Genomic DNA, 17,972 nt, shown 5'->3' on the forward strand with positions numbered 1-17,972 from the left:
CTCACGTTTCCCCGGAGCGGGCCCGGTCGTTGGGTCTCGCGTGAGGCACGCAACTGGACGCGCACGGCGCGCGGGGGCCGCGCTGGCCGCCGTACTGACATGGGCGGGGCTGCTCGCGGGCTGCTCCATGGACGGCTCGGGCCCCCTGGGCATGGGCGGGCAGCCGGGCAGGCCCCCGGCCCCCGAGGACGTCATCCGGGTGACCCCCGACGACGGCAGCAAGGCCGTGCGTCCGGGTGACCGGCTACAGGTACGGGTGCCCGGCGGGCGCCTGGAGAAGGTGACCGTGGTCAGGTCGCAGGACGCGCAGGAGACCCCGGTCCCGGGGCGCATCAGCGAGGACGGGCTGACCTGGCGGCCCGACGAGGACCGGCTGGCGCTGGCCGCCAGGTACACCGTCGACGCGGTCGCGCTGGACTCCCACGGCCGCCGCTCGGCCCGGCACACCACGTTCACCACCTACGTCCCCGACAAGCGGTTCATCGCCTACGTCAGCCCCGAGAACCGCGCCACCGTCGGCACCGGCATGATCGTCTCGCTCGCCTTCAGCCAGCAGATCACCGACCGTGCCGCCGTCCAGCGCGCGGTCCGGATCAGCGCGCGGCCCCCGGTGGAGATCCGCCCGCACTGGTTCGGCAAGGACCGCCTGGACTTCCGTCCCGAGCGGTACTGGAAACCCGGCACCGAGGTGACCGTCGACCTGGACCTGCGGGACGTCCAGGGCGCCCGCGGGATCTACGGCCTGCAGGACAAGACGTTCTCCTTCACCGTCGGCCGCAGCCAGGTCTCCGTGGTCGACGCGGCCCGGCACACCATGGACGTCCGGCGCGACGGGCATCTCCTCGCCACCGTCCCCATCACCGCGGGCGCCCCCAAGCACCCGACGTACAACGGGAAGATGGTGGTGATGGACATGCTGGAGGTCACCCGCATGAACAGCCAGACGGTCGGGCTGGGCGCCGAGTACGACATCCCCGACGTCCCGCACGCCATGAAGCTCACCGACTCCGGGACCTTCCTGCACGGCAACTACTGGGCGCCGGACGCCCCCGGACAGGTCAACGTCAGCCACGGCTGCGTGGGCCTCATGGACGTCAAGGGCGGCAGTTCGGACACCCCGGCGGGCTGGTTCTTCGACCGCAGTCTCGTCGGCGACGTCATCGAGGTCGTCAACAGCAAGGACAAGACCGTCGCCCCCGACAACGGCCTCGGCGGCTGGAACATGGGCTGGAAGGAATGGAAGGCGGGCGGCGCGGTGAAGTAACCGGGTGAGGGGGCGGGGCGCGCGGCGCGGGTGCCGGGCGGAAGTTGCGACGGAACGGTGACATTCGCCTGACACCCCGCTCAAATCCTGGCAGTTAATATGCGCGCACAACGTGGTGGGGAGCGGGCCTGACCAGGGCCGCTGGAGGGGAGAACAACGTGAACACGCGGCCTGTGGCGGGGGCGTCGGCTCGGGGGCGACGAGGCCGTGGGGCACTGGCGGTCATAGCCGGCGCCCTGGCGCTGTCGCTCGCCGCGTGCGGCGGGGGCGACGACTCGGGCTCCGGTTCGGCGGACGGCAAGGGCAAGGACGCCGGCGGCCGCAAGGGCGGGCAGTCCACGGCCGCGGTCAGCATCGCGCCCGCGTCCGGTGCCACCGGCGTCGACACCAGCGGGGCGCTCAAGGTCGCCGTCGCCCGGGGCAAGCTGACCGAGGTCACCGTCAAGGACGCCAAGGGCGGGAAGGTCGAGGGCGCGATATCCGGCGGCGGCGCCTCCTGGACGCCGTCGACCCATCTGGCCGCCGGCACCAGGTACACGGTGCACGCGGTCGCCAAGGACGCCGAGGGCCGCGAGGCCGCCGAGGACTCCACCTTCACCACGCTGACCCCGAAGAACACCTTCGTCGGCTACTTCACCCCCGAGGACGGGTCCACCGTCGGCGTCGGGATGCCGTTCTCCATACGCTTCACCCGGGGCATCACCAGCCCGGACGCGGTCGAGAAGGCCATCCGCGTCAAGACCGAGCCGGCCGTCGACGTCGAGGGCCACTGGTTCGGCAACGACCGCCTGGACTTCCGCCCCGAGAAGTACTGGAAGGCAGGCACCAAGGTCACCGTCGACCTCGACCTGGACGGCGTCGAGGGCCGCGACGGCGTCTACGGCAAGCAGCGCAAGACCGTGAAGTTCACCATCGGCCGCAACCAGGTCTCCGTCGTGGACGCCAAGAAGCACACGATGAAGGTCACCCAGGACGGCAAGGTCGTCAGGACGCTCCCCGTCACCACCGGCAAGCCCGGCTACGACACCTGGAACGGCCAGATGGTCATGAGCGAGAAGCTCACCGTCACCCGGATGAACGGCGAGACCGTCGGCTACGGCGGCGAGTACGACATCAAGGACGTCCCGCACGCCATCCGCCTCACCAACTCCGGCACCTTCATCCACGGCAACTACTGGGCACCGGACGCCCCCGGCCACTACAACGCCAGCCACGGCTGCGTCGGCCTGCGCGACGTGCGCGGCGGCTACGACAGGTCCGTCCCGGGCGCCTGGTTCTTCAGCCACTCGATGATCGGTGACGTGGTCGTCGTCAAGAACTCCCACGACGCCACGGTGGCCCCCGACAACGGCCTCAACGGCTGGAACATGTCGTGGGCCGACTGGAAGAAGTGAGCCCCGTCTGACGCAGAGGCCCGGTGCTGTGACCTACCGCACCGGGCCCATTGTCGTTAGTGGCCGTTAACCTGACCCCCATGACCGTCACTCTCGAAGTCGCCGAAGGCGTCGGCACCCTGCGGCTCGACCGGCCGCCGATGAACGCGCTGGACATCGCCACCCAGGACCGGCTGAAGGAGCTGGCCGAGGAGGCCACGGACCGCGACGACGTGCGCGCCGTGGTGATCTACGGCGGCGAGCGGGTGTTCGCGGCGGGCGCGGACATCAAGGAGATGCAGACCATGGACCACGCGGCGATGGTCCGGCGCTCCCGAGCCCTCCAGGACTCCTTCACCGCCGTCGCCCGCATCCCCAAGCCCGTCGTCGCGGCCATCACCGGTTACGCCCTCGGCGGCGGCTGCGAGCTGGCCCTGTGCGCCGACTACCGCATCGCCGCCGACAACGCCAAGCTCGGCCAGCCCGAGATCCTGCTCGGCCTGATCCCGGGCGCCGGCGGCACCCAGCGGCTGCCCCGGCTGATCGGCCCCTCCAAGGCCAAGGACCTCATCTTCACGGGCCGTCAGGTCAAGGCCGACGAGGCCCTCGCCATCGGCCTGGTGGACCGTGTCGTGCCGGCCGCCGAGGTGTACGAGCAGGCGCACGCCTGGGCCGCGCGGCTCGCCCAGGGGCCGGCCATCGCGCTGCGCGCGGCCAAGGAGTCCGTCGACACCGGCCTGGAGGCCGACATCGACACCGGGCTCGCCGTCGAACGGAACTGGTTCGCCGGTCTGTTCGCCACCGAGGACCGCGAGCGCGGCATGCGCAGCTTCGTGGAGGAGGGGCCGGGCAAGGCCAAGTTCGTCTGACCGCACCGCCAACCGCGTGAACACCCCGCCGACTTTCGTGCGGGGGCTTGCAATTGACGCGTCGTCTCATTCGGGTCCCCCGATGGGGCGGTTTATGGGAGCCTTAACGCAACCTTAAGCCTGCCTCGTCGAGGGGGTCCGACGATTGCCCGGAAGTGAGCCGTCGCCGCAGGTCAACCGGGCGGTGCCAGACATCGACATGCCAACGGCATATGCCGAACGGCGGGTGCGGGGCGGGGGCGTGCGGGGGGCGTATTCCTCGGGAACGGCCCCCAAGGCGGCTCCGGACGGCCATCATGGGGGCATGGCGGGGCTGGAGGGCATCGAACAGCCGCGGGGAGACAGCCGTGCGGCCGCGGCGCGCTGGTCACCCGCGGTCGAGGACGAACAGGGGCTCAAGGCGCTCGAACTGTTCGGGAACCCGACGGAGGCGGAGGTCCCGCTGCCGTCCCGCCCGGAATCCGCGGCCACCGCCCGCCGGCTCGCCCAGGTCGTCGTCCTGCGCACCTGGCGGCTCACCCCCAGACTGGCCGAGGACGCCGTCCTGCTCGTGTCGGAGCTCGTCGGCAACGCCGTACGGCACACCGGCGCCCGCGTCTTCGGCCTGCGGATGCGCCGCCGCACCGGCTGGATCCGGGTCGAGGTCCGCGACCCCTCGCGCGGGCTGCCCTGCCTGATGCCGGTCCAGGAACTGGACGTCAGCGGACGCGGACTGTTCCTCGTCGACAAACTGGCCGACCGCTGGGGCGTGGACCTGCTGCCGCGGGGCAAGACGACGTGGTTCGAGATGCGGGTCGCCGACCGCTGAGACCCGGCGGGGCGTCCGGTTGCGCCATCCGCGGCGCCAATCGCCCGGTTTCTTACCGATCGCCCCTTAAATGGTGCAGGTGACCCCCACCCACCGCCGTGATGTGCTGCGCACCGGCGCCGGAATCGTCGCCGGCGGTGCGCTCGCCGCCGGATGCGGCACCGGACACGCCGCCCGGCCCTCCGTCCCGGCCGCCCCCGTGCCGTCCCCGTCGGAATCCCCGTCGAAACCCCCGCCGGGGCCCCGCGCCTACCCCGGCCTCCCGGCCCAGATCACCCACGGCCCCCGCACCCGCCCCCAGGTGGCCCTCACCTTCCACGGCCAGGGGGACCCCGCCCTGGCCCGCGCCCTGCTCGACACCGCCGAACGGCGCGGCGCGCGGCTCACCGTGCTCGCCGTCGGCACCTGGCTTGACCAGCACCCGGACCTCGCCCGCCGCATCCTCGACGGCGGCCACGACCTCGGCAACCACACCCAGCGGCACATCGGCGTCAACACCCTGCCCGAGGCGGAGGCCCGCCGGGAGATCACCGACTGCGCCACGCGGCTCAAACGGCTCACCGGCTCCATCGGCACCTGGTTCCGCCCCTCCCGCGCCCCGGCCGCCTCCCCGCTCGTCGCCCGGCTGGCCCGCGCCGCCGGCTACCCGCACGTGCTGTCGTACGACGTCGACTCGCTCGACTACACCCGCCCCGGCGCCGCCGCCGTCACCCGCGAGGTCCTCGCCGGCGCGCGCAACGGATCGGTGGTGAGCCTGCACTTCGGGTACCCCGACACCGTCGCCGCCCTCCCCGACGTCCTGACCGAACTCGGCCGCCGCGGACTGCGCGCGGTCACCACCACGGAGCTGCTGAGCTGATGCGAACCACGAAAGCCGCCCGGCTGCTGGCCGCCGGTGCCGCCGTCACCGCCCTGACCCTGCTCTCCGCGTGCGGCGGCGGGTCCCACGACCACGCGGACGAGCCCGTCGGCAGCAAGGCGCCGGTCCAGCCGAAGGTGAAGAAGCCGCTGGTCGACGTGTTGCCGGGGATGCCACCGGTGGACGACCCGGCCGACCTCTACGCCGCCGACCGGCCGAACCGGCTCTCGCCCGCGGTCAAGGGCTTCCCCTCCCGGGTGTACGTCCCCAACACCAACTCCGACACCGTCACCGTCATCGACCCCGCCACCTACCGGATCGTCGAGACCATCCCGGTCGGCCGCCAGCCCCAGCACGTCGTGCCGTCCTGGGACCTGAAGACCCTCTGGGTCAACAACGACCTCGGCAACAGCCTCACCCCGATCGACCCGCGCACCGGCCGGGCCGGCAAACCGGTCGCCGTGCACGACCCGTACAACCTGTACTTCACGCCTGACGGCAAGTACGCCGTCGTCATGGCCTCCATGGACCGCCAGCTGGTCTTCCGCGACGCGCACACCATGAAGGTCGTCAAGGCCCTCCCGGTCAGCTGCTACGGCGTCAACCACGCCGACTTCTCCATCGACGGCCGCTACTTCATCGTCTCCTGCGAGTTCAGCGGCGAGATCCTCAAGGTCGACACGGCACGGATGAAGGTCGTCGCCCAGGAGAAGCTGCCGTTCCACGGCGCCATGCCGCAGGACGTCAAGATCTCCCCGGACGGCAAGCTGTTCTACATCGCCGACATGATGGCCAACGGCCTGTGGATCCTGGACGGCGACAAGTTCACCCGGCCCCGGTTCCTCGCCACCGGCAAGGGCGCCCACGGCCTCTACGTCAGCCGCGACTCCCGCGAGATGTACATCTCCAACCGGGGCGAGGGCACCATCTCGATCTTCGACTTCACCCGGAACCGGCTCACCAAGAAGTGGCACCTGCCCGGCGGCGGCAGCCCCGACATGGGCGGGGTCTCCGCCGACGGCAAGATCCTGTGGCTCTCCGGCCGCTACAACGCCGAGGTGTACGCCATCGACACCCGCACCGGCGCGCAGGTGGCCCGCATCAAGGTCGGCAGCGGTCCGCACGGCCTCGCCGTCTACCCCCAGCCGGGCCGCTACTCACTGGGGCACACCGGCATCTTCCGCTGAAGCAGCAGTTCCGCGCCCACCGGACGGTACCCGGCGGCCTGGAACGCCCGCAGGCTGCGGGCGTTCCCCGGCGCCACCTGGGCCCACAGCGGCTCCGCGGCCAGCTGCCGGGCGGCGGTCACCAGCAGCCGTCCGAGCCCCCGGTGCCGGGCGTCCTCGGCCACCTCGACCGACACCTCCAGCCGCCCGGCGAACCCGCGCCCCATGACCAGCACCCCGCCGTCGGCCACCCAGGCCCGCACCTCGTCCCGGCGCCCTCGGGCGTACCGGATCCGGGGGTGCCCGGCGTCCTCGATCTCCGTCAGCGCGAGCGGGGGTCCACCCGGCAGCGGGTCGCCCACCAGCACCGCGTCGACGGTCTCGGCCCGGCGTCCGGTCCAGGAGGGCGGTCAGGAAGCGCGGGTTCAGCGTGGCCGCCAGGGGATCGCAGTCCAGGCCGCGCAGTGTCTCGTACACCCACTCCGGGTCCTCGTCGGTGACGACCACCGAGTGCGCGGTGAAGGACAGCACCCCGGCGTCCCGCGGCGAGGGCTGCGCCACGACCGTCGTACCGCCGTCCGCCGGTGGGAAGACACCGGCCGCCGCCGCGTCGAGGATGTCCCGCAAGGTCTCCAAGGCCCGCTCCTTGAGTCGCCGCCCACTGAAAGGCCCAGACTCGCAGACATGATCGACGACGGCACCGGGCTTCTCGCCATCGGCGCGGACCGCGCCTGGGTGGTCGCCGCACTCCGCTTTCGTGCGGGCCGTTAACCTGACCAGCGTCAGTACGCCAGCACGGCATGAGAAACACGAACAAAAGGGGCGGATCGGTGGCGGACATCGAGGAAGCACGCAAGCAGTTCCAGCGGATCGACGCGGACGGTGACGGATTCATCACCGCAGCGGAGTTCAAGTCCGCCCTCGCGCAGCAGGGTGACTGGAACGTCACCGAGACGGTCGCGGAGGCCGTCATCAAGACCCGCGACCTCAACGGCGACAAGGTGCTGTCGTTCGACGAGTTCTGGGCCTACCTGAACAAGTGACCCGCCGGCGACAGGGGGTGCCCGCTCCGAGCGGCCCGGGCACCCCCTTCGTCACGCCGTCACGCAGTCATGCCGTCGTGCCGTCGCGCCCCGCGCCGGATCCGCACGCTCCAGCGCCCCTCGTGCCGCTCCAGCGTCAACGGCAGGTCGAAGCACTTGCCGACCTGGTCACCGGTGAGCACCGACGCGACCGGCCCCGAGGCCAGCATCCGTCCGTCGCGCAGCAGCACGGCGTGCGTGGTGCCCGCCGGCAGCTCCTCCAGATGATGGGTGACCAGCACCGTCGCCAGCGCCGGATGAGCCGCCCGCAGTTCCTCCAGCGCGTCGATCAGCTGTTCCCGGCCGGGCAGGTCGAGGCCGGTCGCCGGCTCGTCCAGGAGCAGCAGCCGCGGCTCGGGCATCAGCGCCCGCGCGATCAGCGTCCGGCCGCGCTGCCCCTGCGAGAGCGTCGGCCACCGGGCGTCCCGCAGTGCCCCCAGCCCCAGCGTGGCCAGCAGCGCCTCGGCCCGCTCCGTCTGCGCCGGGGTGGGCCGCCACCGGGGGACCGGCTCGACCGAGTTCGTCGCCCCCGTGAGCACCACGTCCCGTACCCGCAGCGGCGAGGTCAGCGGATGGCGCGGGTCGACGTGCCCGACCAGGGTCCGCAACTCGCGCAGGTCCACCCGGCCCAGCCGGTGCCCGAGCACCTCCACCGCGCCGCGGGTCGGATGGACCACCGCGCCGAGCAGCCCCAGCAGCGTGGACTTGCCCGCGCCGTTGGCGCCGAGCAGCGCCCAGTGCTCACCGGCCCGGACGGTCAGCGAGACCTCCTGGAGGATGGGCCGCCCGTCCCGGACGACGTGCACGTCCTCGGCGCGCAGCACCTCCGTCGTCGCCTCCGTCATCGCACCGCCCGCTTCCTCGCGGACAGCACCGCGAAGGCGGTCGGTGGGCCGGCGGAGGACGCCGTGGGAGCCGGTTCCCCGGCGTGAGGGGGCCGCGGGTGCACGGGAAGCCGGTCGCAGGGCTCGATGTCGCCGAGGCCGGCCATGGGGTCGACTCCTTGGGCGTGGAGGTTCGGGGCGAGGGTCACCCGGTCGACGTTACCGGTGCGCTCACCGTGGCCGGACAGGCAGCCCTCCACGTTCGGGGGCGCCCGGCGCACCGGCCGGGCGGCCGTCACCGATTCGGCGCACGGCGCGGAATAGGCCGGGACCCGGTGAGGTTGTCCGGAGAACATTCCATGCATGCGCATAGACCATCCGGAGGGTCAGCCATGAAGATCGGCATCATCGGCGCGGGGAACATCGGCGGCAACCTCACCCGGCGGCTCACCGCCCTCGGCCATGACGTCTCCGTCGCCAACTCCCGCGGCCCCGAGACGCTCCGCGACCTGGCGGAGGAGACCGGCGCGACCCCCGTCCGGGCCGAGGACGCCGCAAGGGGCGCCCAGGTCGTGGTCGTCACCGTGCCGCTGAAGGCGGTTCCGGACCTGCCCGCCGGCCTGCTGGACGGCGCGGCCGAGGGCGTCACTGTGATCGACACCGGCAACTACTACCCGCAGCAGCGGGACGGGCGGATCGCGGCCATCGAGGACGAGGGCCTCACCGAGAGCCGCTGGACCGAGCGGCACCTCGGCCACCCGGTGGTCAAGGCGTTCAACGGCACCTACGCCCAGGACATCTTGGACCGGCTGCGCCCCGCGGGCGACCCCGAGCGCATGGCCCTCCCGGTCGCCGGCGACGACGAGGCGGCCAAGCGCGTCGTCCGCGACCTGATCGACGAACTCGGCTTCGACACCGTCGACGCCGGCGGCATCGCCGACTCCTGGCGCCAGCAGCCCGGCACCCCCGTCTACGGCCTCCGCGCCGGCGTGGAAGCCGTACGCAAGGCCCTCGCGGAGGTGTCCCCGGAGCGCCCGGCGGACTTCCGGGGCTGACCGGCGGTGAGGCGGGAGGGGCCACGAGCGCGTCACGCGCTCGTGGCCCACTCCTTCAACGCCGCCTTGCTCGAGAAGTCCGCCACGTCCTTGTCGTGGGGTTCGCTGGTGTACTGGTGGAACCGCCACCTGGCCTTGATCCGGGGCTTGCCCGCGGTGACGTAGTCGGCGATCCACAGCCCGTCCCCGGCGTAGGAGGTGGTGTCGACGTTCAGCCAGAAGTGGCGGTTGCAGTAGAGCACCACCCGGTTGTCCGGCCGCAGTTCCTTCAGCTTGCGGATGAAGCGGTCCTTCTCCGCGTTGCTCGCGTGGGTGCCGTCGCCGGTGGTCTCCCAGTCGACGGCCAGCAGATCGCCGCGGCGGTCCGGGGTGTGACTGAGGAAGTACTCGGCCTGGGCGGTGAGGTCTCCGGGCCACAGGAAGTGGTAGAAGCCGACGACCAGGCCCGCGTCACGGCCGTGCTTGGCCTGGGCCGCGAGTCTGGGATTGACGTACGAACGGCCCTCCGTCGCCTTGATGAAGACGAAGGAGAGACCGCTCGTCGCGTAGGAGGAGGACTGGTAGGCGCTCACGTCGATGCCATGCAGCATGTGAAGGTTGTCCCCCGTGGGCGCCGTTGTGGAACCTCAGCTCCGGGTGGTCACCGAACTCAGGACGGAGGCGGACTTCGCCGACCAGTCCGAGGTGATCAGACTGGCGTGGTTCTTGGCCAGCAGGGCGAGGCGCGCGGCGACTTCCGCGTCCGTCGGACTGGTGGAGGAGATGGCCGGCGACACGTTGTGGGCGTCGGTGGTGATGAGGATGTAGTGGTTCGCGGAGTAGAACGAGGTGTCGTAGCCGTTGTTGACGTACGTGGCCGCGTCACCGTCGAAGAACACGAACCAGGGGCGGATCGAGGCGTCGTAGCGGCTGGTGCGCGGGTCGCCGTTCGCCGCCCCGAGGACGACGGGGAAGGCCTGGGCCGCCGAGATGTTCCCGGCCGCCTTCAGGTCGCGCAGGTGGTCGCCGTACTCCTCGTCCGTCCAGTAGCTGTCGAACGGGTTGGACTGCTCCACCGTGCCCGGGATCAGGTCGAAGACGAACTTGCCCTTGAGGGCGTCCCGGGCGGGCCAGGCGTTGGCCTTCGCGGCCGCGTCCAGCGTGCCGTACGTGCCGCCGAGCAGGTCGGCCGGCTTGTAGACGCTGCTGCCCAGCTTCTGCGCGACGAGCGTGTCGAACTCGTCCGGTCCGAGGCCCGCCTTGTCGTTGAAGCCGACCTTCATCTCGACCTTGACGACGATCGGCGGGTGGTCGGGGTGGAGCTGGTTCCAGGCGGCCATGTTGTCCAGGCAGCTGCCGAGGTCCTGGTTGCGGCTCTTGCTGTACAGCTCGCCCGGGGTCTTCGCCGCCTCGCAGTTGTTGTCGTTGCCCAGCGGGTTGCTGTGGCTGACCCGCCAGCGGTGGCTGATGCTGTCGACGTAGACGTCCAGCTCCAGCAGCGAGGCGCCGGAGTCCAGCGCCTGGGCGAAGTAGGTGTACTTGGCCTTGTCGTACGCGTTGTGCGTGCCGATGGCCGTCGTCTCGGAGAACTTCGGCGACGCCGCGTGCGCGTTGCCCGGCACCACCACCAACGAAGCGGCGGCCCCCACGAGCGCCGCCAGCCGTCTCATCCCGCGTATCACCGAACTCCCTTTCGCAGCCGTCGAGTTGGCGGCAGCGTAGGGCCAAGCGGTTACTGTGCGGTAGCCCTTGAGGGAACATCAGGAGAGCCGCGGCACCGCCGACCGGGCGCCGGGCCGGTCGTACGGACCCTCTGCCGGGCGGGTCGCCGGCTCGCGGCGCGGGACCCGCCCGGACGTGACGGCGCCGCCCCGGTCGGTGGGCGGGCGGGGCGGTTGGGACGGAGGGGGCCTGTCATCGCGCGGCGGGGTTCACCGCGCGGTGGGGGCCGGGTGGGCGGAGCGGGGTCGGGGGGCGTGGTCCGCCGGGCGTGACGCGTCGCCCTGTGCGGTGGGCGGGGCGGCTGTGTGCCGGGGGAGGCGGCTGGGACGGAGGGGGGCGGTTGGGACGGAGGGGGCCTGTCATCGCGCGGCGGGGTTCACCGCGCGGTGGGGGCCCGGTGGCCGGAGCGGGGTCGGGGGGCGGCTTCGTCGGCCGGGTGCCGGGGTGGTCGTGTGGCGTCGCCGGCCCCCGCCGGCGGGCAGGCCGCCGGGGTACGCCCCGCCGGCCCACTTCCGCGGGCAGGCCGCCGGGGCGCCGTGCCGCCGGGGCCGGGTGGCCGGGTCAGCACTCGATGATGTTCACGGCCAGCCCGCCCCGGGCCGTCTCCTTGTACTTCACGCTCATGTCCGCGCCGGTGTCCTTCATCGTCTTGATGACCTTGTCCAGGGACACCTTGTGGGAGCCGTCGCCGCGCATCGCCATCTTCGCGGCCGTGACCGCCTTCACCGCGGCCATGCCGTTGCGCTCGATGCACGGGATCTGGACCAGGCCGCCGACCGGGTCGCAGGTCAGGCCGAGGTTGTGCTCCATGCCGATCTCGGCCGCGTTCTCCACCTGCTCGGGGGAGCCGCCGAGCACCTCGGCGAGCGCGCCCGCCGCCATGGAGCAGGCCGAGCCCACCTCGCCCTGGCAGCCGACCTCGGCGCCGGAGATGGAGGCGTTCTCCTTGAAGAGCATGCCGATCGCGCCCGCGGCCAGCAGGAAGCGGACCACGCCGTCCTCGTCGGCGCCGGGAACGAAGTTGATGTAGTAGTGCAGGACCGCCGGGATGATGCCGGCCGCGCCGTTCGTGGGCGCGGTCACCACACGGCCGCCCGCCGCGTTCTCCTCGTTCACCGCCATCGCGTAGAGCGTGATCCACTCCATGGCGTGCGCCAGCGGGTCGCCCTCGGCGCGCAGCTGGCGGGCCGAGACGGCCGCGCGGCGGCGTACCTTCAGACCGCCCGGCAGGATGCCCTCGCGGGACATGCCCCGCTGCACGCACTCGCGCATCACCCGCCAGATCTCCAGCAGGCCCGCGCGGATCTCCTCCTCGGTGCGCCAGGCCCGCTCGTTCTCCAGCATCAGCGAGGAGATCGACAGGCCCGTCTCCCTCGTCAGGCGCAGCAGCTCGTCGCCCGTGCGGAACGGGTACTTCAGGACCGTGTCGTCCAGCTTGATCCGGTCCGCGCCCACCGCGTCCTCGTCGACGACGAAGCCGCCGCCCACCGAGTAGTACGTCTTGGTGAGCAGTTCCTCGCCGTCGGCGTCGTAGGCCCACAGCGTCATGCCGTTGGCGTGGTACGGCAGCGCCTTGCGGCGGTGCAGCACCAGGTCCCGGTCGAAGTCGAAGGCGATCTCGTGCTCGTCCAGGAGCCGGATCCGCCCCTGCGTCTTGATCGCCTCCACGCGCGCGTCCGCCGTCTCCACGTCCACCGTGCGCGGTGAGTCGCCGGTCAGGCCGAGCAGGACGGCCTTGGGGGTGCCGTGGCCGTGCCCGGTCGCGCCCAGGGAGCCGTACAGCTCGGTGCGGACGGCGGCGGCCTGCTCCAGCAGGCCTTCGTTGCGCAGGCGGCGGGCGAACATCCGCGCCGCGCGCATCGGGCCGACCGTGTGGGAGCTGGACGGACCGATGCCGATCGAGAACAGGTCGAAGACCGAGATGGCCACGGTCACTCCTCAAGACAGCAGGGGGGTGGTGGGGCACCCTCGGCGGGTGCCCCACCGGGGACTTACTTGTTCAGGCCCGGGTACAGCGGGTGCTTGTCGGCGAGCGCCTTCACGCGCGCCTTCAGGGCCTCGGCGTCGTAGGACGGCTTCAGCGCCTGCGCGATCACGTCCGCGACCTCGGCGAAGTCCTCGGCCGTGAAGCCGCGGGTCGCCAGGGCCGGCGTGCCGATCCGCAGACCCGAGGTGACCATCGGCGGCCGCGGGTCGTTCGGGACGGCGTTGCGGTTGACCGTGATGCCGACCTCGTGGAGCCGGTCCTCGGCCTGCTGCCCGTCCAGCTCGGACGCGCGCAGGTCCACCAGGATCAGGTGCACGTCCGTGCCGCCGGACAGCACGTTCACGCCGGCCTCGCGGGCGTCCGGGGCCGTCAGGCGCTCGGCGAGGATGCGGGCACCCTCCACCGTACGACGCTGGCGCTCCTTGAAGTCCTCCGAGGCCGCGACCTTGAAGGACACCGCCTTGGCCGCGATCACGTGCTCCAGGGGGCCGCCCTGGAAGCCCGGGAAGACGGAGGAATTCAGCTTCTTCGCGAAGTCCTTCCTGGCGAGGATGATGCCGCCGCGGGGTCCGCCCAGCGTCTTGTGGGTGGTGGAGGTGACCACGTCGGCGTACGGCACCGGGTTCTCGTGCAGACCGGCCGCGACCAGGCCCGCGAAGTGCGCCATGTCGACCCACAGGTACGCGCCGGCCTCGTCGGCGATCCGGCGGAACCCGGCGAAGTCCAGCTGCCGCGGGTACGCCGACCAGCCCGCGATGATCACCTTGGGGCGGTGCTCCTTGGCGAGCCGCTCGACCTCGGCCATGTCGACCAGGCCGGTCTCGGCGTCCACGTGGTAGGCGACCACGTCGAACTGCTTGCCGGAGAAGTTCAGCCGCATCCCGTGGGTCAGGTGGCCGCCGTGCGCCAGGTCCAGGCCGAGGATGGTGTCCCCGGGCTGGGCCAGCGCGAAGAGGGCCGCCTGGTTCGCGGAGGCGCCGGAGTGGGGCTGCACATTGGCGTACTCCGCGCCGAACAGCTCCTTGACCCGGTCGATGGCGATCTGCTCGGCGACGTCGACGTGCTCGCAGCCGCCGTAGTAGCGGCGGCCCGGGTAGCCCTCGGCGTACTTGTTCGTCAGGACCGAGCCCTGCGCCTCCATCACCGCGAGCGGCGCGAAGTTCTCGGAGGCGATCATCTCCAGGGTCGACTGCTGGCGGTGCAGCTCGGCGTCGACCGCGGCGGCGATCTCCGGGTCCAGCTCGTGCAGGGGCGTGTTCAGGACAGTCATACGGCTACGACTCCTCAGCCGGCGGAAAAGGCGGTGTACTCGTCGGCGGAGAGCAGGTCGGCCGGCTCCTCCGCGACGCGCACCTTGAACAGCCAGCCACCCTCGAAGGGGGCGGAGTTCACCAGCGACGGGTCGTTGACGACGTCCTCGTTGACCTCGGTGACCTCACCGCTGACCGGCGAGTACAGGTCGGACACCGACTTCGTCGACTCCAGCTCGCCGCAGGTCTCGCCCGCGGACACCGTAGAGCCGACCTCGGGGAGCTGGACGAAGACGACGTCACCGAGCGCGTTGGCCGCGTGCTCCGTGATGCCGACCGTCGCGACGCCGTCCTCGGCGGCCGACAGCCACTCGTGCTCCTTGCTGTAGCGCAGCTGCTGGGGGTTGCTCATGGCCTGAATTCTCCTGTACACGCGAGGGTGCTGATGACGGGGGACTGCGAAAACCGCTGGTGAGCGGGCGAATGTGCGCAGCGTCACGCCCCGGCCACGGGACCGGGGTCCCCGGCGGGCGCGACCGCGCCCAGTGTCTACTTCCGGCGCTTGTAGAACGGCAGCGCCACGACCTGGTACGGCTCGTGGGTGCCCCGGATGTCCACGCCGACGCCCTCGGCGCCCGGCGCCGCGTGCGCCGCGTCGACGTAGGCCATGGCGATCGGCTTGCCCAGAGTGGGGGAGGGGGCGCCGGAGGTGACCTCTCCGATCACCTTGCCGCCGGCGACGACGGCGTACCCGGCGCGCGGCACCCGGCGGCCCTCGGCGACCAGGCCGACCAGGACCCGCGGCGGGTTCTCCTGGGCCCGGGCGGCGGCCTCGGCGAGCGCCTCGCGCCCGACGAAGCCGCCCTCCTTCTCGAACTTGACCACGCGGCCGAGCCCGGCGTCGAACGGGGTGAGGGAGGTGGTCAGTTCGTGCCCGTACAGCGGCATGCCCGCCTCCAGGCGCAGCGTGTCCCGGCAGGACAGCCCGCACGGGACCAGGCCCGCGCCCTCGCCCGCCTTGGTCAGCGCCTGCCACAGCTCGACGGCGTGCTCCGGCGCGACGAACAGCTCGAAGCCGTCCTCGCCGGTGTAACCCGTGCGGGCGATCAGCGCCGGGACGCCGGCGACCGTGCCCGGCAGGCCGGCGTAGTACTTCAGGCCGTCGAGGTCGGCGTCGGTGAGGGACTTCAGGATGCCGGGGGACTCCGGGCCCTGCACGGCGATCAGCGCGTAGGCGTCCCGGTCGTCGCGGACCTCGGCGTCGAAGCCCTCGGCGCGCTCGGTCAGCGCGTCCAGCACGACCTGGGCGTTGGAGGCGTTGGCCACGACCATGTACTCGGTGTCGGCGAGCCGGTAGACGATCAGGTCGTCCAGGATGCCGCCGTCGGCCCGGCAGATCATCGTGTAGCGGGCGCGGCCGACGCCGACGGAGGCGATGTTGCCGACCAGGGCGTGGTTCAGGAACGCGGCGGCCTGCTCGCCGGTGACGGTGATCTCGCCCATGTGGGAGAGGTCGAAGAGACCGGCCCTGGTCCGCACGGCGAGGTGCTCGTCGCGCTCGGAGCCGTAGCGCAGGGGCATGTCCCAGCCCGCGAAGTCGGTCATCGTCGCACCGAGCGCGCGATGCACGGCATCGAGCGCGGTGTGGCGGAGTTCAGTGCTGCTCATCGGACGGTCGTCTCCCAAGGCGAGCGGACAGGCGAGGATCGTTCCTCCCCATCTGTCATCGGAACCTGAGAGGTTCGCCACGACCGCCACGGGGACGACCACGGCTTGCACCTTGGGTGGAGCCACTGACACAGCGGCCCGCTTTTCAGATGTGCCTCGCCCGCGCGGTAACGGGGCCTGAGAGATTCAAGGGAGGGACTTGCTCCTTCGGCGTCCCAGCCCGGGGCTGGGAACTCTCCCGCGCGGATTCAAGCGGCCGGTATGCAGTTGGCGGGCACATCATTGCACGCCGCTCCCCGCCCATCCAGAGCGTGCTCCTTGTGACCGGGTTGTGGCAGAACGCACACGAACCCCCTACCGTTGCCCATTACCTTCTCTTTACACAGAACGGGCATGGGGATGACCGAGCCCCCTGGGGAGGACGATCACGGTGAACAGGACATCGGCCTACGCCGCCGACGCCGGCATCGCGGTGCCGGGACAGCCCTCCGCCCCGGCCCGCGACCGCCGCGCGGACCGTCCCGCCCCGGTCGTCCGCGACCTGCGCGACCGCGCGGGCCGCAGCCCGCACGCCCTGCTCTTCGACCCCGGTGACCTGGTGGTGATCACCGGCCTGCCCGGCAGCGGCAAGTCCACCCTGATGCACCGCGCGGTCACCGGCCACCGCGTCGACTCCCAGGACACCCGCGACCGCTGGGACGCCCGCGCCCCCCGCCGCGTCCCCTACGCGCTCTACCGCCCCCTGGTCCGCCTCGCCCACTACGCCGCCCTGCGCAGGGCGCTGCGCACCGGCGAGGGCGTCGTCGTGCACGACTGCGGCACCCAGCGCTGGGTGCGCGCCTGGCTGGCCCGCGAGGCCCGGCGCCGCGGCGCCACCCTGCACCTGCTCCTCCTCGACGTCAGCCCCGACACCGCCCGGGCGGGCCAGCGCGAGCGCGGCCGGGGCGTCTCCCGCTACGCCTTCCGCCGCCACCGCCGCACCACCGCCCGGCTGCTGCGCGCGGTGGAGAAGGGGGAGCTGCCCGCCGGCTGCGGAGCGGCGGTGCTGCTGGACCGGGACGCGGCGGACGTCCTCGGCCGGGTCGGCTTCGCGCGGTGAGGCACCGTCACGGCCACCCGCTAGCCTTCTTGCTCCCAGCAGTGGTTCCCAGCAGGCGGTAGGCACATGGACTTCCCGGCGGACGTTCCCGCGGACTTCCCGGCACAGGCGCACCCCCACCCGCACGGCGGTTGGCCCGGCAACGAGCTGGAGGAGGTGCTGTCGGCCTCCCTCGGCATCCCCTCGGCGGGCGGCCGGATCGTCGAGGTCCTCGGGCGCAGCTTCCTGTGGATACCGCTGCCCAACGGCGGGGGCCCGCACAGCGGCCCGCTGGACCTGCCGACGCTGGAGATCGACGGCCAGGTGTACGTCCCGGTGTTCAGCTCCGAGGAGCAGCTGCGCCAGGCGACCGGTCCCCATATGTCGTACACCATCGCCCCCGCCGTGGAGTTCGCGCGCGGCCTGCCGCCGCAGGCGGGCATCGCGGTGAACCCGGGCGGTGTGGTCGGCATCCCGCTGCCGCCCGACGCCGTGGCCGAGCTGTGCCGCGCCGGCCGCACCCCGCTCGACGGGCCCGGCACCGGCGGCCGGGTCCGCCTGTTCGAACCCGACTGGCAGGACGACCCGGTCGACTTCCTCGCGGCGGCCTCCGCCGAGTTCGCGGGGACCGGCGTGGTGCTCACCGCCCGCCGCTGCCTGGCCGTCATCGAGACGGCCGACCCGGTGATGTTCGTGGGCGTGGAACTCTCCCAGTGGGAGGGCGACGTCCGGAACCTGCCCCTGGACGCCCTCGGCCGGGCCCTCGGCACGGTCCCGGTCACGTGGCCGGTCAACCTGATCCTCATGGACGTGGCCGAGGACCCGGTCTCCGACTGGCTGAAGACGAACGTCCGGCCCTTCTACCAGTACGGCCACTGAACGCACCCGGAGGGCGCGGGGCCGCATCCGGTATGCGGCTCCGCCGCGGAGCGCGGCCGGCCACGGACGACCCGCACCCGCGTACGAACCCAAGGCCCCGAGCCGCTGG

Annotated in this window: 17 protein-coding genes, 2 pseudogenes and 1 riboswitch; of the genes and pseudogenes, 10 read left to right on the forward strand and 9 right to left on the reverse strand. The window is 72.2% G+C overall.

What is annotated here, in order from left to right:
* The first annotated feature begins 40 nt into the window (after nt 1–40).
* From AB0947_RS31665 to AB0947_RS31690, 6 genes are all read left to right on the forward strand, one after another.
* The gene (locus tag AB0947_RS31665) at nt 41–1,264 is read left to right on the forward strand and encodes an Ig-like domain-containing protein (protein ID WP_366753792.1); all 1,224 of its coding nucleotides are present in this window, start codon (nt 41–43) and stop codon (nt 1,262–1,264) included.
* A 158-nt stretch (nt 1,265–1,422) separates the two neighbouring features.
* Entirely contained in the window at nt 1,423–2,658 is a 1,236-nt protein-coding gene (locus AB0947_RS31670) for an Ig-like domain-containing protein (protein WP_366753793.1), read from the forward strand.
* A gap of 80 nt (nt 2,659–2,738) precedes the next feature.
* The gene (locus AB0947_RS31675) at nt 2,739–3,506 is read left to right on the forward strand and encodes an enoyl-CoA hydratase-related protein (protein WP_366753794.1); all 768 of its coding nucleotides are present in this window, start codon (nt 2,739–2,741) and stop codon (nt 3,504–3,506) included.
* Nucleotides 3,507–3,705: 199 nt separating this feature from the next.
* Entirely contained in the window at nt 3,706–4,314 is a 609-nt protein-coding gene (locus AB0947_RS31680) for an ATP-binding protein (RefSeq protein ID WP_366753795.1), read from the forward strand.
* A 70-nt stretch (nt 4,315–4,384) separates the two neighbouring features.
* Nucleotides 4,385–5,173 carry a polysaccharide deacetylase family protein gene (locus AB0947_RS31685; protein ID WP_366753796.1) on the forward strand — a complete coding sequence of 263 codons (789 nt, stop codon included), beginning with the start codon at nt 4,385–4,387 and terminating at the stop codon, nt 5,171–5,173.
* Nucleotides 5,173–6,360 carry a hypothetical protein gene (locus AB0947_RS31690; RefSeq protein WP_366753797.1) on the forward strand — a complete coding sequence of 396 codons (1,188 nt, stop codon included), beginning with the start codon at nt 5,173–5,175 and terminating at the stop codon, nt 6,358–6,360. The genes AB0947_RS31685 and AB0947_RS31690 overlap by 1 nt, the downstream gene beginning before the upstream one ends.
* On the opposite strand, the pseudogene AB0947_RS31695 reads toward AB0947_RS31690, so the two are convergent.
* Nucleotides 6,327–6,975, reverse strand: a pseudogene (locus AB0947_RS31695) (GNAT family N-acetyltransferase). The gene AB0947_RS31690 and the pseudogene AB0947_RS31695 sit on opposite strands and share 34 nt — an antisense overlap.
* A 194-nt stretch (nt 6,976–7,169) precedes the next feature.
* Between AB0947_RS31695 and AB0947_RS31700 the strand changes: the two are divergent.
* The gene (locus tag AB0947_RS31700; protein ID WP_366753877.1) at nt 7,170–7,382 is read left to right on the forward strand and encodes an EF-hand domain-containing protein; all 213 of its coding nucleotides are present in this window, start codon (nt 7,170–7,172) and stop codon (nt 7,380–7,382) included.
* Nucleotides 7,383–7,441: 59 nt separating this feature from the next.
* On the opposite strand, the gene AB0947_RS31705 is transcribed toward AB0947_RS31700, so the two are convergent.
* Together AB0947_RS31705 and AB0947_RS31710 are read right to left on the reverse strand one after the other, a co-directional pair.
* Nucleotides 7,442–8,266 carry an ATP-binding cassette domain-containing protein gene (locus AB0947_RS31705; RefSeq protein ID WP_366753798.1) on the reverse strand — a complete coding sequence of 275 codons (825 nt, stop codon included), beginning with the start codon at nt 8,264–8,266 and terminating at the stop codon, nt 7,442–7,444.
* A gap of 74 nt (nt 8,267–8,340) precedes the next feature.
* Nucleotides 8,341–8,505 (reverse strand): annotated as a pseudogene (locus AB0947_RS31710) (2-isopropylmalate synthase); the annotation flags it as partial.
* Between the two features lie 132 nt (nt 8,506–8,637).
* Here AB0947_RS31710 and AB0947_RS31715 point away from each other — a divergent pair.
* Nucleotides 8,638–9,300: an NAD(P)-binding domain-containing protein gene (locus tag AB0947_RS31715; RefSeq protein ID WP_366753799.1), complete on the forward strand. Its 663-nt coding sequence runs from the start codon at nt 8,638–8,640 to the stop codon at nt 9,298–9,300.
* A gap of 32 nt (nt 9,301–9,332) precedes the next feature.
* Here the strand turns inward: AB0947_RS31715 and AB0947_RS31720 are convergent, their stop codons facing one another.
* From AB0947_RS31720 to gcvT, 6 genes are all read right to left on the reverse strand, one after another.
* A complete protein-coding gene (locus AB0947_RS31720) occupies nt 9,333–9,890 on the reverse strand; it encodes a glycoside hydrolase family 25 protein (RefSeq protein WP_366753800.1) in 558 nt (185 codons plus the stop codon).
* 36 nt (nt 9,891–9,926) lie between these two features.
* Nucleotides 9,927–10,949 (reverse strand): phosphatidylinositol-specific phospholipase C domain-containing protein, encoded by a 1,023-nt coding sequence (locus AB0947_RS31725; protein WP_366753801.1) that lies wholly within the window; start codon nt 10,947–10,949, stop codon nt 9,927–9,929.
* Nucleotides 10,950–11,562: 613 nt separating this feature from the next.
* Nucleotides 11,563–12,930, reverse strand: a complete 1,368-nt coding sequence (locus AB0947_RS31730) for an L-serine ammonia-lyase (RefSeq protein ID WP_366753802.1) — start codon at nt 12,928–12,930, stop codon at nt 11,563–11,565.
* Nucleotides 12,931–12,992: 62 nt separating this feature from the next.
* A complete protein-coding gene (glyA, locus tag AB0947_RS31735) occupies nt 12,993–14,258 on the reverse strand; it encodes a serine hydroxymethyltransferase (protein ID WP_366753803.1) in 1,266 nt (421 codons plus the stop codon).
* 14 nt (nt 14,259–14,272) lie between these two features.
* Complete coding sequence (gene gcvH, locus AB0947_RS31740; protein ID WP_366753804.1) at nt 14,273–14,650, reverse strand: glycine cleavage system protein GcvH; 378 nt, start codon at nt 14,648–14,650, stop codon at nt 14,273–14,275.
* 137 nt (nt 14,651–14,787) lie between these two features.
* The gene (gcvT, locus tag AB0947_RS31745; RefSeq protein ID WP_366753805.1) at nt 14,788–15,906 is read right to left on the reverse strand and encodes a glycine cleavage system aminomethyltransferase GcvT; all 1,119 of its coding nucleotides are present in this window, start codon (nt 15,904–15,906) and stop codon (nt 14,788–14,790) included.
* A gap of 155 nt (nt 15,907–16,061) precedes the next feature.
* Nucleotides 16,062–16,157, reverse strand: a riboswitch (glycine riboswitch).
* Nucleotides 16,158–16,336: 179 nt separating this feature from the next.
* Here gcvT and AB0947_RS31750 point away from each other — a divergent pair.
* Nucleotides 16,337–17,005, forward strand: a complete 669-nt coding sequence (locus AB0947_RS31750; protein ID WP_366753806.1) for an AAA family ATPase — start codon at nt 16,337–16,339, stop codon at nt 17,003–17,005.
* A 66-nt stretch (nt 17,006–17,071) separates the two neighbouring features.
* On the forward strand, nt 17,072–17,863 hold the full coding sequence (locus AB0947_RS31755) for an enhanced serine sensitivity protein SseB (protein ID WP_366753807.1): 792 nt from the start codon (nt 17,072–17,074) through the stop codon (nt 17,861–17,863).
* The last annotated feature ends 109 nt before the right edge of the window (nt 17,864–17,972 follow it).

The organism is Streptomyces sp. NPDC047841 (assembly GCF_040704085.1).
Lineage (GTDB): Bacteria > Actinomycetota > Actinomycetes > Streptomycetales > Streptomycetaceae > Streptomyces > Streptomyces argyrophylli.

Bases quoted from the DNA above. Each gene is read 5' to 3' on its own strand.
- AB0947_RS31675 (WP_366753794.1), top strand. From the start codon at position 2,739: ATGACCGTCACTCTCGAAGTCGCCGAAGGCGTCGGCACCCTGCGGCTC.
- AB0947_RS31680 (WP_366753795.1), top strand. From the start codon at position 3,706: ATGCCAACGGCATATGCCGAACGGCGGGTGCGGGGCGGGGGCGTGCGG.
- AB0947_RS31685 (WP_366753796.1), top strand. From the start codon at position 4,385: ATGGTGCAGGTGACCCCCACCCACCGCCGTGATGTGCTGCGCACCGGC.
- AB0947_RS31690 (WP_366753797.1), top strand. From the start codon at position 5,173: ATGCGAACCACGAAAGCCGCCCGGCTGCTGGCCGCCGGTGCCGCCGTC.
- AB0947_RS31705 (WP_366753798.1), bottom strand. From the start codon at position 8,266: ATGACGGAGGCGACGACGGAGGTGCTGCGCGCCGAGGACGTGCACGTC.
- AB0947_RS31715 (WP_366753799.1), top strand. From the start codon at position 8,638: ATGAAGATCGGCATCATCGGCGCGGGGAACATCGGCGGCAACCTCACC.
- AB0947_RS31720 (WP_366753800.1), bottom strand. From the start codon at position 9,890: ATGCTGCATGGCATCGACGTGAGCGCCTACCAGTCCTCCTCCTACGCG.
- AB0947_RS31725 (WP_366753801.1), bottom strand. From the start codon at position 10,949: ATGAGACGGCTGGCGGCGCTCGTGGGGGCCGCCGCTTCGTTGGTGGTG.
- glyA (WP_366753803.1), bottom strand. From the start codon at position 14,258: ATGACTGTCCTGAACACGCCCCTGCACGAGCTGGACCCGGAGATCGCC.
- gcvH (WP_366753804.1), bottom strand. From the start codon at position 14,650: ATGAGCAACCCCCAGCAGCTGCGCTACAGCAAGGAGCACGAGTGGCTG.
- gcvT (WP_366753805.1), bottom strand. From the start codon at position 15,906: ATGAGCAGCACTGAACTCCGCCACACCGCGCTCGATGCCGTGCATCGC.
- AB0947_RS31755 (WP_366753807.1), top strand. From the start codon at position 17,072: ATGGACTTCCCGGCGGACGTTCCCGCGGACTTCCCGGCACAGGCGCAC.